At 36.0% G+C, this 15,242-nt stretch carries 14 protein-coding genes; 9 read left to right on the top strand and 5 right to left on the bottom strand.

The features are described 5' to 3' along the window. The 3 genes from ABIZ51_08590 to ABIZ51_08580 form a co-directional block, all read left to right on the top strand. Positions 1 to 2,203 (top strand): T9SS type A sorting domain-containing protein (locus ABIZ51_08590; GenBank protein MEO7088833.1); only part of this gene is annotated, 2,203 nt, incomplete at its 5' end. Between the two features lie 19 nt (positions 2,204 to 2,222). Next, complete coding sequence (locus ABIZ51_08585) at positions 2,223 to 2,711, top strand: hypothetical protein (GenBank protein ID MEO7088832.1); 489 nt, start codon at positions 2,223 to 2,225, stop codon at positions 2,709 to 2,711. A gap of 82 nt (positions 2,712 to 2,793) precedes the next feature. Continuing rightward, a complete protein-coding gene (locus ABIZ51_08580; protein MEO7088831.1) occupies positions 2,794 to 2,928 on the top strand; it encodes a FeoB-associated Cys-rich membrane protein in 135 nt (44 codons plus the stop codon). A gap of 101 nt (positions 2,929 to 3,029) precedes the next feature. Here the strand turns inward: ABIZ51_08580 and ABIZ51_08575 are convergent, their stop codons facing one another. Next, on the bottom strand, positions 3,030 to 3,302 hold the full coding sequence (locus ABIZ51_08575; protein ID MEO7088830.1) for a hypothetical protein: 273 nt from the start codon (positions 3,300 to 3,302) through the stop codon (positions 3,030 to 3,032). A gap of 190 nt (positions 3,303 to 3,492) precedes the next feature. Between ABIZ51_08575 and ABIZ51_08570 the strand changes: the two genes are divergently transcribed. The 5 genes from ABIZ51_08570 to ABIZ51_08550 all read left to right on the top strand — a co-directional run bounded on the left by ABIZ51_08570 (position 3,493) and on the right by ABIZ51_08550 (position 8,703). Next, positions 3,493 to 5,403, top strand: a complete 1,911-nt coding sequence (locus ABIZ51_08570) for a sulfatase-like hydrolase/transferase (protein ID MEO7088829.1) — start codon at positions 3,493 to 3,495, stop codon at positions 5,401 to 5,403. A gap of 9 nt (positions 5,404 to 5,412) precedes the next feature. After that, positions 5,413 to 6,288, top strand: a complete 876-nt coding sequence (locus ABIZ51_08565; protein MEO7088828.1) for a diacylglycerol kinase family protein — start codon at positions 5,413 to 5,415, stop codon at positions 6,286 to 6,288. A 1-nt stretch (position 6,289) separates the two neighbouring features. After that, positions 6,290 to 6,628 carry a translation initiation factor gene (locus ABIZ51_08560; GenBank protein ID MEO7088827.1) on the top strand — a complete coding sequence of 113 codons (339 nt, stop codon included), beginning with the start codon at positions 6,290 to 6,292 and terminating at the stop codon, positions 6,626 to 6,628. Positions 6,629 to 6,822: 194 nt separating this feature from the next. After that, positions 6,823 to 7,890: a branched-chain amino acid aminotransferase gene (locus ABIZ51_08555; GenBank protein ID MEO7088826.1), complete on the top strand. Its 1,068-nt coding sequence runs from the start codon at positions 6,823 to 6,825 to the stop codon at positions 7,888 to 7,890. A gap of 123 nt (positions 7,891 to 8,013) precedes the next feature. Beyond that, positions 8,014 to 8,703, top strand: a complete 690-nt coding sequence (locus ABIZ51_08550) for a hypothetical protein (protein ID MEO7088825.1) — start codon at positions 8,014 to 8,016, stop codon at positions 8,701 to 8,703. A 28-nt stretch (positions 8,704 to 8,731) separates the two neighbouring features. Here the strand turns inward: ABIZ51_08550 and ABIZ51_08545 are convergent, their stop codons facing one another. Together ABIZ51_08545 and aroQ are read right to left on the bottom strand one after the other, a co-directional pair. After that, positions 8,732 to 9,403: a glycosyltransferase family A protein gene (locus ABIZ51_08545; protein MEO7088824.1), complete on the bottom strand. Its 672-nt coding sequence runs from the start codon at positions 9,401 to 9,403 to the stop codon at positions 8,732 to 8,734. A 10-nt stretch (positions 9,404 to 9,413) separates the two neighbouring features. Continuing rightward, positions 9,414 to 9,845, bottom strand: coding sequence for a type II 3-dehydroquinate dehydratase (aroQ, locus tag ABIZ51_08540; GenBank protein ID MEO7088823.1), 432 nt, complete (start codon positions 9,843 to 9,845; stop codon positions 9,414 to 9,416). Between the two features lie 49 nt (positions 9,846 to 9,894). Here aroQ and xerD point away from each other — a divergent pair, with 49 nt between their 5' ends. Beyond that, a complete protein-coding gene (gene xerD / locus ABIZ51_08535; protein ID MEO7088822.1) occupies positions 9,895 to 10,794 on the top strand; it encodes a site-specific tyrosine recombinase XerD in 900 nt (299 codons plus the stop codon). Positions 10,795 to 10,814: 20 nt separating this feature from the next. Here xerD and ABIZ51_08530 read toward each other — a convergent pair whose 3' ends face one another. Together ABIZ51_08530 and glyA are read right to left on the bottom strand one after the other, a co-directional pair. Then, positions 10,815 to 13,451 carry a valine--tRNA ligase gene (locus ABIZ51_08530; GenBank protein ID MEO7088821.1) on the bottom strand — a complete coding sequence of 879 codons (2,637 nt, stop codon included), beginning with the start codon at positions 13,449 to 13,451 and terminating at the stop codon, positions 10,815 to 10,817. A gap of 213 nt (positions 13,452 to 13,664) precedes the next feature. Continuing rightward, positions 13,665 to 14,939, bottom strand: coding sequence for a serine hydroxymethyltransferase (gene glyA, locus ABIZ51_08525; GenBank protein MEO7088820.1), 1,275 nt, complete (start codon positions 14,937 to 14,939; stop codon positions 13,665 to 13,667). Positions 14,940 to 15,242: the final 303 nt, after the last annotated feature.

The raw sequence follows: 15,242 nt of genomic DNA, 5'->3' as shown, positions 1-15,242 counted from the left end.
GTGGACTTCTTTAGCAGCAACGGCAGCCAACACACCACAATCTTTTACCAGTTTTTGGGATTTAATTTGGAATGTTGCTACAAACCCTGCCGATACAGTTAATGACGATGTGTATGCTGCAACACTTGGAGCTGTTTATAAAAGCACCAATGGCGGTACCAGTTGGACAACTTCGCTTGGCGGCAGTACTTCGGCTTATTCTTATTTCACAGATGTAAAAGTTACTACTAAAGGAGTTGTTTACGCAACGCTTAGCAGCGATGGTCCTCAAAAAGGAATTTGGCGTTCACCTAATGGAATAACATTTACTAATATTCTTCCTGTTTCAGGATTTCCGACAAGCTATAACAGAATGGTTATCGGGGTTAATCCGCAAAACGAAAATGAAATTTATATTTTAGGCAATACGCCTGGATTCGGAACACCTGACACGAATTATTTAGGTGATCTTGAATGGAATAGTTTATGGAAATATACTTATGTTTCAGGTACAGGCGACAGCGCAGGCGGCATCTGGACAAATTTATCTGCCAACTTACCTAACAATGGCGGCTTATTTGATAAATACAATTGTCAGGGTTCTTATGACATCGTTGTGAAAGTAAAGCCCAATGATTCCAATGTCGTTTATATTGGTGGAACAAATCTGTATCGTTCTACTTCTGCTTTCGCAGATACTACACACACTACTTTTATTGGAGGATATAAACACGGAGCAACGCTTCCTGTAGTGAATATGTTCGCCAATCACCATCCCGATCAACACGTTATATTTTTCTCTCCTACTAATCCAGATGTCATGTATTCTGGAAATGATGGAGGTGTTTTTAAAACAACAAACGATACTGCTGCAACAGTAGCTTGGTCGTCTTTAAATAATGGCTACACCAATACCATGTTTTATACTGTTGCTGTTGATCATGCAAGTCCTGGTAACAATATTGTTATTGGCGGAGCGCAAGACAATGGAAGTTGGTACACCAATACTGCCAACGTAACTACACCTTGGGTTACACCAAGAGGTGGCGATGGCTCATTTTGCGCTATTGCAGACAATCAAACGGCTTATTATTTCTCCATCCAAAATGGGAAAATAATGCGTGCTACCTTAGATGCTAATGGAAACGTTACCAATTTCGCACGTATTGATCCTATCGGCGGAAAAAATTATTTATTCGTAAACCCATTTATCCTCGATCCGAATAATAACAACATTATGTATTTAGCTGGTGGGAAAAATTTATGGAGAAACAATAATTTGTCGGGTATTCCTTATGCCAGTAACTGGGATTCCATCAGTACCAATTGGACGGAATTTCCGGATACTGTTCCGCTTGCTGGTTCATTCATTACGGCGGTTACTGTTTCTACAACGCCTGCCAATAGAGTCTATTATGGTACAGATCATGGAAAGTTGTATCGTATTGACAATGCCAATACTGGAACTCCAACAGAAATAAACATATCAGGAACAACTTATCCAAATGCTTTTCCTGCCAATGCGTACATCAATTGTATTGCGGTAGATCCTCTGAATGCGAATAATCTGATGGTGGTTTTTTCCAATTATTCTGTTTACAGTATTTATTATTCCTCTAATGGTGGCACTACTTGGGCAAAAGCCGCAGGAAATTTGGAACAAAATTCATCTGGCTCAGGCAATGGACCTTCTTGTCGTTGGGCTTCTATTATGCATGTTTCTGATGGAACAGTTTATTTGGTAGCCACCAGTACGGGTTTGTATGCTACTGATACGCTCAAAGGCACTTCAACTGTTTTTGTGCAACAAGTTTCCAATTTAATTGGCAATGCAGTGTGCGATATGATTGATGTGCGCCCGTCCGACGGGTTGGTAGTAGTTGCGACACATTCGCACGGAATTTATTCCACCCATATTACGAGCGTTGGCAATGTTGCCGATGTTCCAGTTACGGCAGAAAAAGATGCGTTTAATTTGAGTAATTATCCAAATCCGTTTTCTATTTCCACGCACATCACGTTTCAATTAAATTCAAATGCGATGGTAACTATTTCCGTTTTCGATGCTTTGGGCAGAAAGATGACGACATTGCAAAATGGAGAACTATCTGCTGGAAAACAAGAATTTACACTTCAAAAAAATAATTTTTCGGATGGCTTATATTATTGTGTACTCACCGTAAATGGTGTGGAGCAAGTGCGAAAAATGATTGTTACTCACTAATTCACTAATAAAGAACATTATGAAAAATCGCATCCAAAAAAATATTTTTTCAATGGCATTATTTACCTTCTTTTGCTGCATCCCATATCAACAAGGATTTTCGCAATGCAGCGTGAAACACATTGTAAAAAATTACAAAGCCAATATCAAACCATTTAAGTACGATAGTTATGCGATGAACGATATTATTTTTACCGGAAATCCGCAACAAATAGAGGTGGAGTTTACCGCTTTCGCGGGACAAAAATACAAATTGGTTTTTGCTACTTCTGGTTTCGAGGAAAACGTAACGGTGAATATTTACGATCATAATAACCGTTCAAAAAAACGCAAAAAAATGTTTGATAATGACAGTGGCATCGATAATTTATTTTGGTCATTTGAACCCACTAAAAGTGGCACTTATTATATTGATTACGACATTCCGCCGGCAGGCGCAGGACAAGCTCAGCAAGGTTGTATGGTGATGTTGATTGGATACATCGCGCCTGATATAGAACAGAATTAATACTAAAAAGGACACTCGAAAAAATAATTTTTTTGAATGCCTTTAAATACGATTCGGTATCTTTGTAGAAAATTCCTTCGCCATGAATATTCAAAACATTATTATTTATCTTGTTTTTGCAGCAGCGCTTTTTTACGTGGGAAGAAAAATATGGAAAATGATACACGCAAAAGATGAACACGATGGCTGCAATAAATGCAACACTTCCAAAAAATAATTTCTGATACAACAAATTTAAAAACAAATTTCAGCTCAAATAAATAGCATAAAAAAAGGAACTCCATAAGAGTTCCTTTTTTTCATTGGAGGAAAGAAAAATTACTTTTTCTTTTTTTCCATTTTTTTGTCAGCCGGTTTGTTAGCAGCGCTATCAGCAGCTAATTTAGCAATTGAATCTTTGCTTGCAACCATTTTCAAAGAATCCATTTGATGTTGCTTCATTGTAGCAGCAGCAATTGAATCTTGTTGATGTTTAGCAGCAATTGAATCATTCATGTGCTTTGTAGCAGCATCTTTTTCTGCTTGGCTTGGACCACATGCGTAGAATGAAAACATTCCAGCAATGGCAACTAATGTAAGTACTTTTTTCATTTTTATGTTTTGTTGTTTTTGATTAAAATTGCAGCAAATGTATATTTTTTTTTTATAGCTGCTACAAATCTTTTATGTTTTTTTAACAATTTATTGTTTGTTTATTGATAATGAGCAACTTAACTTATAAATAAATAATTTAGAAGCATTCCTTTAAAACTTCCTCTCACAATTTTTATACTTTTACCGCATGGCAAAAAACGCATCCTACGCCATCACCGTATTAAAACGATTGTGCATCGTTTTGTTTGCGTATTGGATATGTCGCCTCCTATTTTTTGCATTTAATCGCTCTTCTTTCTCTGATGTTTCTTGGATAAAATTGATTCCGTATTTTATTTATGGATTTCGTTTTGATGTTTCTGCTATTTTAATTACAAATGTTCTTTTTATTTTACTTAGTCTTTTACCAATTGTAGAACGCGATAGAAAAGGTTATCAGCTTTCGCTGAAAATTATTTTTATCATCAGCAACGGAATTGCTCTTTTAGCAAATTGCGCTGATTTTATTTATTTTGAATTTACATTTAAACGCTGCACTGCCGATGTTTTCTCACTTTTAGCCTTGGGTGATGATACATCGCATTTATTGCCGCTCTTTATAAAAGATTATTGGTACATCTGGTTGATGTGGGTTGGCTTGATTTTGCTGATTTTATTTTTGTACAATCAAACCGAAAATAAAAGAACAATTTCGAAAAAACTTTTTTCATTTCATTATTTCTACACACACAGTTTGATTTTATTTTTTTTCGCTTTCATTGTTGTGATTGGCTTCAGAGGCGGATTTCAGCTCAAACCCATTAGTATTATTAATGCCTCAGAATATACTAGTCCGCAAGATATTCCGCTTGTTATCAATACGCCTTTCAGTATTATTAAAACATTAGGGCAAGAAAAATTGGTTCCAGAAAATTATTTTTCCGAACAAGATTTAGCCAAAAATTATTCTGCTTTTCATCCAACAAGTCAAAAGAAATTCAAAAAATTAAATGTCGTAATTCTTATTTTGGAAAGTTTTTCGAAAGAATACATTGGCAGCATGAATGCAAAATTGGGTAAGTCGAACACGCCTTTTTTAGATTCCCTTTTTTCGCAAAGTTTGGTTTTTGAAAATGCTTTTTCCGACGGTAAAAAATCCATCGAAGGCATTCCCGCCATCACTGCCGGAATCCCAACTTGGATGAATAATCCATACATCACTTCGGCTTATGGAAGCAATAAAATCAATAGTTTGGCGAGTTTATTAAAACAAGAAGATTACACAACAGCCTTTTATCACGGCGGTACAAATGGCACCATGGGCTTCGACAACTTCGCTAACTTTGCAGGATTTGATCATTATTATGGTCGTACGGAATATCACAACGATGCGGATTACGACGGACATTGGGGAATTTGGGACGAACAATTTTTTCAATTTTTTGCACAGCATTTAAACAAAACGAAACAACCTTTTTTCGCAACTATTTTTTCCATTTCTTCCCATCATCCGTATTCTATTCCTGATAAATACAAAAATAAATTTAAGCAACAAGGCGATGAATATCCTATTTTAAAAACAGTTCGTTACACGGATTTTTCGTTACGCGAATTTTTCAAAACGATTTCTAAAATGCCTTTTTTCGACAGTACTTTATTTGTGATAACGCCCGACCACGCGAGCATTTCGTCCGATCCTTTTTTTATGAACCGTGTAGGCGCTTACGAAATTCCGATTGTTTTTTATATGCCGAACAGTAATTTAAAAGGAAAAGATTATTCGACCGTTCAACAAATTGATATTATGCCCACTGTGTTGGATTATTTGAACTACGATAAATCCTATTTTGCTTTTGGGAAAAGTGGCTTGGATACAACTTCTCAGCATTATGCCGTTAATTATTTAGACAATGCGTATGAGATTATTAAACAAAATTACGCGCTCTTTTTTGACGGAAAAAAGACGCTCGGATTGTATCATTTTTCAAATGATAGTTTGCTGAAAAATAATTTACAAAGCCAATATCCGCACTTAAAAGATTCGATGGAAACGGCCGTTAAATCAGTGATTCAATCGTATAACCAATCGCTGATTTCCAATCAGATGACAACGCATTAAATTTTCAACGTGAAAAAAAAACTACGCTTTATCATCAATCCTATTTCCGGAATCGGTAAACAAAAAATCGTTGAAAAAATAGTCGAAAGAGAAATCAATAAAGAAATTTTTGATTACGATATTGTTTATACCGAAGCACCGAAACACGCTACACTTCTGGCTAAACAAGCTGCTCAAGAAAATATTGATATTGTTGCCGTTGTGGGCGGAGATGGATCTGTGAACGAAACAGGCAACGGATTAATTGGTAGCAATACAGCTTTGGCAATTATTCCGGCAGGCTCCGGCAATGGATTGGCAAGGCATTTAGGCATTCCGATTGATTTATCGAAAGCCATCAAAATACTGCATCACATTAAAATTAAAAAAATAGATACAGTAAAAATCAACGAAACTTCTTTTATCAATATTGCCGGAATCGGTTTCGATGCGCATGTTGCATGGAAGTTTTCTAAATTCGGGAAACGCGGTTTTTCATCGTATATAAAAGTTACGATACGGGAATTATTGAAATACAAAGCGCAGAAATATGAACTAACCATTGATGAAAAAAAAATTTCCAGAGAAGCTTTTTTAATCTGTTTCGCAAATGGCTCACAATGGGGAAATGATACGTTGATTGCGCCTCAAGCCAATGTAAGTGATGGCAAAATTGAAATAGTGATTCTTAAAAAGTTTTCTTTTTGGCAAAGCCCGAGCATTGCGTTTAAATTGGCTCGAAAAAAAATTCACACTTCTTCGTCTGTAGAAACAATTCGCGGAAGAAAAATTTTTGTGAAGCAACAAAATTCTATCGCTCACATAGATGGAGAGCCTATGGAATTTGGAAAAGAAATAGCTATTGAAGTTAATCCTTTATCTTTAAACATCGTTATTCCTGCCTAAAATGAGCTCCGAAAAAAAGACAAAAAACGTCGTGTATTCTACCAATCCGAATTTCAATTATGAATATGAAGAAAAGTCGGAAAACGAAACACTTCCTGCTCAACAACAAAATCTAAAAATTTATTTAGATCGGAAAGGCGGCGGAAAAATGCTGACTCGCATCTCCGAATTTTGTGGTGCAGAAAAGGATTTGGAACAACTCGGAAAAATGTTGAAACAAAAATGCGCGGTGGGCGGAACAGTGAAAGAAGGTGAAATTTTAATTCAAGGTGATCATCGTGAGAAAATTTTAAAATTGCTCTGTGATGCGGGTTACAAAGCAAAAAAAGCCGGAGGGTAAATTAGTTTCAAGTTTATATGTTTTAAGTTTCAAGTTTGCAGGGGCTCTATCACAAAAAATGAGCCCTCCATCATTTTACTAATCGCAAACACATAAATTACTAAAAAAGAGTCTTTAAATACTATTTTTTAGCCGACAAACGCAGCTCCTTTTTTCTTTTCCGAGAAAAAGCATACATTGCAAAAAAATTTAAAATGATGACCGACACATTAAATATTCAAGTAGAGAAAGTAAAGAAATCGAGGCTGTCTGACTTGAACGCAGAAGAACTCCCTTTTGGAAAAGTATTTACTGATCACATGTTGGTGGCAGAATACGAAAATGGGCAATGGCAAAGTGTAAAAATACTTCCTTTCGGAGATTTGTCGGTTTCGCCGGCATTGGCAGCTTTACACTACGGACAAGCTATTTTCGAAGGAATGAAAGCGTATAAAAATGATAAAGAAGAAGTTTTTTTATTTCGCCCGAAAACACATTACATGCGATTAAATGTATCGGCGCAACGTATGGCAATGCCCGAAATTCCGGAAGAATTATTTATGGAAGGCATCACACAATTGTTAAAATTAGATGCTGCTTGGGTGCCTGCTTCTGAAGGAGGAGCGCTTTATATTCGTCCACTTTACATCAGTACAGAAACTTCTGTGGGCGTTAAAATTTCGGAATCGTATAAGTTAATTATCATGTTATCGCCTGTTGGAAAATATTATTCCAAACCCTTGAAAGTATTGGTGGAAAAAGATTATACACGTGCTGTGGATGGAGGAATTGGCTTTGTAAAAGCAGCGGGAAATTACGGACGATCCATGTATCCGACAAAAATTGCAAAAGAAAAAGGCTATGATCAATTGATTTGGACCGATTTCGCTACGCATCAATATGTGGAAGAATCTGGTACGATGAATTTAATGTTCGTGATCAACGATACGCTTATTACACCGAAAGGCGGCGATACTATACTCTCTGGCGTAACGAGAGATTCTGTTCTCACCATTGCACGCGATATGGAAATAAAAGTGGAAGAACGTAAAATTAGTATTCAGGAATTAATTGATGCGGTGAAAAATGGAACGCTCCAAGAAGCTTTCGGGACAGGAACTGCGGCCACCATTGCTCCTATAAAAACAATGGGTTTTAATGGAATAGATTACGAATTTCCATCGGCAGAAAACAGACCTATTTCTACAAGAATAGCGACGGAACTTCATCGTATCCGAAAAAACAGAGTGGCGGATAAATATGCTTGGATGACTAAAATATAAATGTTGGAAAAAGGCGGAACAAAAAAATATTTTTTCCGTTAAGTATTCCAACAAAATAACTATTTTGGAAGTCTCAATCGTATTCATTTGAAGCCTTATATAACCATCTTTTTCTGTGTTTTCTTGTTCGCTTTTGCGGATAGTGCCTTTGCTCAGGACGATAGCATTGCGGATGCCAATGCCATTCAAGACCAAACGCTTAATTTTAAAATGCCCAAAGACATTAAAATAAGTGATTATCGTTTTAATGTGAAAGTAGATGCGTCTGTCCCAAATCCTTTATCTGACAAGGCTTTGAAAAAAAGTTTTTTGGGCACGTATAGCGTCGTTTCTACGTTCAATGTAAATGTATATAAAGGTTTTTTTGTGGGAGTTGGTTTCGAAAATGAACTTCTTTCTACTCCCTTCAATAAGTCCATTGATTTCGTGATGCGTATGCAAATGAACAATGTCATTGCGCGTATCGGGTATGAACAACAAGTTTCAGACATTGTTTTTTTCTCATACGCGTTTAATGTGGGCTGGGATTGGACAAAATATACTTCTGTGCAACTTCCTTCGGATTCTACTTCGCATAAATATGTGTACAATAATTTATTTCTGGGACCTCAAATTTCTTTGTACTTATTGCTGGAAGATCATGTTGCTATTGGCTTTAATGCTTCTTTGTATGCAATGAATCACACCTTCGATCCTAATTTTGTATTCTTAGATTCGCATTTTAATTACAATCCGGGGGATAACCAAGGAATATCACTTTTCCTAAATACGGGATTTACCATTTATTACGGTTTCCATAAAAAAAGGCATTGAAAAATTATTTTTTTGAGAGCAAAAAATCTTATGCCATAAATGTATTCGTTACGGAATCCTCCGTTTCGTGATGATAAACGTAAGTGGCTTTATTTGTTAGTTGTGTAATAGCTCCCATATCCTTAATTCTATTGAATAAATCGGCATCTTCGCCCAATAAAATATTTTGAAACCCGTTCAACTCCAACAATAAATTTCGTTCCACAAAAAAAGTTCCGCCAACAACACATTCACTCAAATGAATTTTATTTGTCGGATTTAAGCGGTCGGGAACAAACTCATTGCCGATTATTTTTAAGCCTCCGTGTAAAAATTGCAAAGAAGAATTTTGCTGTAAAATTTTCATTCTGCTTGCCAAATGGTTTGGTTCGTATTCATCATCCGAATCGAGAAACGTAATAAATTTTCCGGACGCTGCTGAAATGCCTTTATTTTTGGCTATTGCAGCTCCTTGTTTTTTTTGTTGAATGTATTTTAATTGAGAATGTTTTTTTAGATAAGGTAAAATTATTTTTTCAGTATCGTCTGTGCTTTCATCGTCAATAATAATGGCTTCCCAATTTTTTTCTGTTTGAGATAGCAATGATTTCAGCGCTCTTACCAAAAGTCCCGAGCGATTGTGCGTGGGAATGATGACGGAAAAAAATGGAGTAGGAGCAGGGCTTTGAAAAATTATTTTTTCGGACGTGCTTTTTTTCATCGTCCAGAAATTATTTTTTCGAACTCGAAATAATAAAACTTTCAATCGCCAAACGATACGAATCCAATCCGAAACCGGAAATACTTCCGATACATTTTGCAGCAATTAAAGATTGATGACGAAAATTTTCTCTCGCAAAAATATTTGAAATGTGAACTTCTACAACGGGCGTTTTTACAGCAGCAATAGCATCTGCAAGCGCAACGGAAGTGTGTGTGTAACCGCCAGCGTTTAAAATAATTCCGTCGAAATCAAAACCTGTTTCATGAATTTTATTGATGAGTTCACCTTCTACATTCGATTGAAAAAAGGACAAATCAATGTTTGGAAATATTTTTTTCAAATCGTTAAAATAATCCGAAAAAGAAATTTCTCCGTACACCGATTTTTCGCGAACGCCAAGTAAATTAAGGTTCGGACCATTGAGGATGATTATTTTCATGCGAAGCAGATAAAGTGTAATTTTAACGAAGTAAAAATACTAAAATCCGATGAACTGGAAAGCGAGCACGAATGGTTTCAAAGCATATTTGCAATTGGAGCGCTCTTTGTCAGAAAATTCGATAGAAGCGTATTTACATGACGTGGAAAAATTACGTGTTTTTTTAGAACAAAAAAATATTTTTTTAGAGCCTGAAAAAGTAGATTTGGCGGAGCTTAGAGCATTTTTAGAAGAACTAAGCAATGTTGGATTAACAGCAACCAGCCACGCGCGTATTTTATCCGGAATAAAGGCTTTTTACAATTATTTGTTGATGGAAAATCGCATCACAACTAATCCTGCATCTTTGTTAGAAGCTCCGAAAATAGGACGAAAACTTCCTGATACTCTAAATATTGAAGAAATAAATAATTTAATAAATGCGATTGATTTATCGAAACCAGAAGGACAACGAAACAAAGCAATGTTGGAAACTCTTTATGGATGCGGCTTACGTGTGTCGGAATTGGTTACGTTAAAAATTTCAGATTTGTTTTTTGACACTGATTTTATAAAAACGGTTGGAAAAGGAAATAAGGAAAGACTTATTCCCATTGGGAAATCTGCAAAAAAACAAATTGCGATTTACCAGGAAAATGTGCGTTGCCACATTGCTGTGAAAAAAGGATTTGAGGATATTTTATTTTTAAATCGGCGCGGTACAAAGCTTTCGCGTGTCATGGTATTTTTAATTATCAAAGCTTTAGCAGAAAAAATTGGACTGAAAAAGAAAATTAGTCCGCATACATTCCGGCATTCCTTTGCTACGCATCTGATTGAAGGCGGCGCCGATTTGCGTGCTGTGCAAGAAATGTTAGGACATGAATCTATTACGACTACCGAAATTTATACGCATTTGGATCGCTCGTATTTGCGCGAAAATATTTTACAATTTCATCCACGCGCTTGAAAAAAATAATTTTTGAATAATTATTTTAGAGAAGCCATTTGCTCTTCCAGCGATTTTATTTTTGCTTCTGCGTCGCTTTGTTTTTTGCGTTCTACCTCAATGATTTCAGGCTTTGCATTGGAAACAAATTTTTCATTAGAAAGTTTTTTAATAACTGAATTAAGAAAGCCTTTGTTGTAATCAATGTCTTTTAATAAACGTTTTTTTTCTGCTTCCACATCTATGTTTTCAGTCAAATACAAATAAATTTCGAGTTGTTTTACCACAATTGAAAAACTACTTTCTACTTTTTGACTTACATATTCCTTGATTTCGATGTTACTTAATTTTGAAATCAGAAAAATTATTTTCTCCGCATAATTATTTTCTTTTAAGAAAATGGAAACTGGAATTTTTATTTTCGGAGAAATATTTTTTTCGTTTCGCGTGTTGCGAATAAGCGTTACTACTTCGCTCAATACATTAAATTTTTCGAGGATTGAAAAATTATTTTTTTGAAGAATAATTTCGGGCCATTCCGCAATAATGATACACTCTTTTGTTTTACGTTCTTTTATCAAATGCCAAATTTCTTCGGTAATAAATGGCATAAATGGATGCAAGATTTTTAATAATTTTTCGAAGAAAATAATAGTCGCTTCAAATGTTTCTTTGTCAATTGGATTTGATTTTCCTTCCACAAAATCCGGTTTAATCATTTCTAAATACCAAGCACAGAAATCATCCCAAATTAATTTGTAAGTACACATCAAAGCTTCTGAAATTCGGTATTTCGAGTAACAATCGTTGATGATTTCTAATTGCTCATTTAGTTTTGCTTCAAACCATTCAATGGCTATTTTATTATTTTCATTTTTGATTGAATCATCCACTTCCCAACCATTTATCAAACGAAAAGCATTCCAAACTTTATTCGAAAAATTTCTTCCTTGCTCGCACAAACCTTCGTCAAAAGGCAAATCATTTCCGGCAGGTGAACACAAAAGCATTCCCACGCGTACGCCATCAGCACCGTATTTCTCAATCAAATCAAGCGGGTTGGGAGAATTGCCAAGTGATTTGCTCATTTTTCTTCCCAATTTATCACGCACAATTCCCGTCAAATAAACATTTTTAAAAGGCTGTTCGCCGCGGTATTCATAACCTGCGATAATCATTCGAGCAACCCAAAAAAATAAAATTTCGGGAGCCGTAATTAAATCGTTGGTCGGATAATAATAATTAATATCCGCGTTATCTGGATTTTTAAAACCGTCGAAAACACTGATGGGCCAAAGCCAAGAAGAAAACCAAGTATCAAGAACGTCTTCGTCTTGTTTTACGTTTTCAATTTTACATTCAGCATTTTGCATTCTTAATTTTGAAAAGGCTTCTTCTTTTGTTTTACAAACAACAGTATTTCCTTTGTCATCGTACCACGCCGGAATTTGTTGTCCCCACCACAACTGGCGACTGATGCACCAATCGTGCACATTTTCCATCCAATGTTTGTAGGTATTGGTGAATTTTTCGGGAATCAATTTGATATTTCCGTTCAACACATTTTCCAAAGCAGGTTTTGAAATTGTATCCATTTTCAAAAACCATTGTTTGCTCAATTTAGGCTCCACGACTGCGTTGGTACGCTCGCTGTAACCTACTTTATTTTTAATATCTTCTGTTTTTAAAAGACATCCCATTTCTTCTAACTCTTTCGCGATTTTTTTACGAACGGTAAATCGATCTTCGCCAACATAAAACTTTGCAGCTTCGCTCATTTTTCCGTCAGCGGCAATGGTATCAATTACTTCCAAGCCATGTTTGATACCTAAATTATAATCGTTGATGTCGTGTGCCGGTGTTACTTTTAACGCGCCCGTTCCAAATTCAATATTAATATAATCATCAAAAATAATAGGCACAGAACGATTTACGATTGGAACAATGCAACGTTTTCCTTTCAAGTGTTTGTAACGCTCGTCGTTCGGATGCACACACACAGCGGTATCTCCCAAAATAGTTTCCGGACGGGTAGTGGCAACTGTAATAAATTCAGATGAATTTTCAATTTGATAATTCACATAATACAATTTGGAATTCACTTCTTTGTGAATCACTTCTTCGTCCGAAAGGGCTGTTAATCCTTGCGGATCCCAATTTACCATTCGTACGCCACGATAAATATAGCCCTTGTGGTGCAAATCAATAAATACATCAATTACGGCTTCGCTCAAATCGTTTTCCATTGTAAATCGGGTTCGATCCCAATCGCAAGAAGCGCCTAATTTTTTAAGTTGTTCTAAAATAATTCCGCCGTATTTTTCTTTCCATTCCCAAGCGTGTTTCAAAAAATCTTTGCGTGATAAATCGGTTTTATTAATTCCTTTTTCTTTGAGGAGCGCAACTACTTTTGCTTCTGTAGCAATGGAAGCATGGTCGGTACCCGGCACCCAGCACGCGTTTTTGCCCATCATCCGTGCGCGACGAATCAATACATCTTGCAAAGTATTATTGAGCATGTGCCCCATGTGCAGCACGCCCGTTACGTTTGGCGGCGGAATAACAATGGTATAAGGCACGCGATTATCAGGAGTTGATTTGAAAAAATTATTTTCTATCCAATGCTTGTACCACTTATCTTCTGTGGCTTTCGGGTCGTATATTTTCGGAATATCCATACTTCTTTTTTAAAGAAAACAAAGGTAAAAAAAAGAATGAAATGGAGGGATTATAAAAGATCTTCGTTCAATATAGCGCCTCACTATACTTAGCGAAAAATGAGATTTCCTTCGCGTAGATTCTGAATCAAGTTCAGAATGACGTGCTGTTTTATTCGCAATCCGATGTCATTCTTAAAAGAAGTACAATGTTTTTTTTAGAATTCTTGAGAATCAATAAGCAAACAAATCAAAGTTCTTCACCATTGCATTTACTTTCTTTTTAACAGAAAGAATTATTTTTTCGTTTTCACAATTCATCAATACTTCGTCAATTAAATCCACAATTTTAGGAATGTCTTTTTCTTTCATTCCACGTGTAGTGATTGCGGGAGTTCCAACTCGAATTCCGGAAGTTACAAAAGGTGATTTATCATCAAACGGAACCATATTTTTATTAACAGTAATATCCGCTTTTACTAAGGTTATTTCTGCTTGTTTGCCAGAAATATTTTTCGAGCGTAAATCAATTAACATACAGTGATTATCAGTTCCTCCGGAAATAACGCTGTATCCTTTTTCCATAAAACACGCTGCCATTACTTTGGCATTTTTCATTACTTGAATACTATATTTCATAAACGAGTCAGAAAGTGCTTCTTCAAAAGCCACTGCTTTTGCGGCAATAACGTGTTCTAAAGGTCCGCCTTGTGTACCCGGAAAAACAGCGCCATCCAACACAGCAGACATCATTTTAACTTCTCCTTTTAGAGTTTTCAATCCCCAAGGATTCGGAAAATCTTTTCCCATCATAATCATTCCACCTCTTGGTCCGCGCAACGTTTTGTGCGTAGTAGTGGTAACAATGTGGCAATGCGGCAATGGATCATTCAACAACCCGCGTGCAATTAATCCCGCAGGATGTGAAATATCCGCCATTAAAAGCGCATTTATTTTATCGGCAACTTTTCGCAAACGTTTGTAATCCCAATCGCGAGAATATGAAGAAGCGCCACAAATAATTAATTTCGGCTTTTCTTTCAGTGCAATGGCTTCCAGCTTGTCGTAATTAACTCTTCCAGTTTCTTTATCTACTCCATAAAAAGAAGGCTTGTATAATTTTCCTGAAAAATTTACAGGCGAGCCGTGCGTCAAATGTCCGCCATGTGATAAATCAAATCCTAAAATTTTATCACCTGCGTTTAAAACGCCCAACATTACAGCAGCATTGGCTTGCGCACCCGAATGCGGTTGCACATTTACCCATTCCGCATTGAATAATTTTTTAGCGCGATCAATCGCTAATTGTTCTACTTGATCTACAAATTCGCAGCCTCCGTAATAGCGTTTTCCGGGCAAGCCTTCCGCATATTTATTTGTCAAGCAAGATCCCATTGCCTCCATTACTTGATCACTTACAAAATTTTCGGAAGCAATCAGTTCAATTCCGTTTGTTTGGCGATGTAATTCGCTCGCAATAAGTTCAAAAATCTTCGTGTCTTTTTTCATTTGAAAAATTATTTTTTTGAACGACAAATGTAAAAATTATTCATCGGCTTTTCGCTTAATTTTAAATTATCAAAACGAAAAAAATTCGATAAAAAATTAATTTAGTATTTTAGCCCTCCCAAAAAAATTGTAGAGATGACATTTTTAGAATTTGAAAAGCCCATTGCCGAATTAATTAAGCAATTGGAAGAAGTGAAACAGATCAAGGAAAAAAGCAAGGTGGATGTTTCTAAATTGGAAAAAGAATTGGAAACAAAAATTTCGGCTGCTCGAAAAAATATTTTTGAGAACCTTACTCCATGG

The organism is Bacteroidia bacterium, assembly GCA_039924845.1.
Classification (GTDB): domain Bacteria; phylum Bacteroidota; class Bacteroidia; order DATLTG01; family DATLTG01; genus DATLTG01.
The sequence above is the reverse complement of the archived record's forward strand: the minus strand, read 5'-3'. Positions and strand labels throughout refer to the sequence as shown.